Source organism: Sandarakinorhabdus rubra, assembly GCF_010994245.1.
GTDB classification, from domain to species: Bacteria; Pseudomonadota; Alphaproteobacteria; order Sphingomonadales; family Sphingomonadaceae; genus Sandarakinorhabdus; species Sandarakinorhabdus rubra.
This window is the reverse complement of record NZ_WMHO01000451.1, coordinates 1-630: the sequence shown is the minus strand read 5'-3', so window position 1 is coordinate 630 and position 630 is coordinate 1. Positions and strand designations below refer to the sequence as shown.

General features: G+C 71.0%; 1 protein-coding gene. It reads left to right on the top strand.

Features of this window, described 5'->3' with window-relative positions; all coding sequences use genetic code 11:
* Nucleotides 1-630: FAD-binding domain-containing protein (locus tag GJV64_RS15215; protein WP_328799214.1), on the top strand; the 630-nt coding region annotated here is incomplete at both ends.

Genomic DNA, 630 nt, shown 5'->3' with positions numbered 1-630 from the left:
AACCACGATGGCGGGCCGGATGGCCGGGCCACCACCTCGCTGCTGTCCCCCGCCATCCGCCGGCGCCTTGTCAGCGAGGCCGAGGTGGCGGCGGCGGCGGTGGCCGCGCACGGCTTTGCGGGCGCGGAAAAGTTCGTGCAGGAAGTCTGCTGGCGGACCTACTGGGTCGGCTGGCTCGCCCAGCGCCCGGAGATCTGGACGCGCTGGCAGGCCGACGTGGTGCGCATGGAGGCGATGCTGGCCGAGGACGGCAAATGGCAGCGCCGTTACCAGCAGGCGCTTGCCGGCACCACGGGCATCGACTGTTTCGACGCCTGGGTGCATGAACTCACCGAAACCGGCTGGCTGCACAACCATGTGCGGATGAGCTTTGCCAGCATCTGGTGCTTCACCCTCAGGCTGCCGTGGCAGCTGGGCGCGGCCTTCTTCTACAAGCACCTGCTCGATGCCTGCCCGGCCAGCAACACGCTGGGCTGGCGCTGGGTGGTGGGGTTGCAGACACCGGGGAAGACCTATCTCGCCCGCGCCGACCTGATCCGCGACCTGTCGGGCGGGCGCTTCCGCGTCGAGGCGCCGCTGGCCCGCGAGGCGCCGCCCTGGCCGGCGGACATCGTGCCCCCACCGATCCCC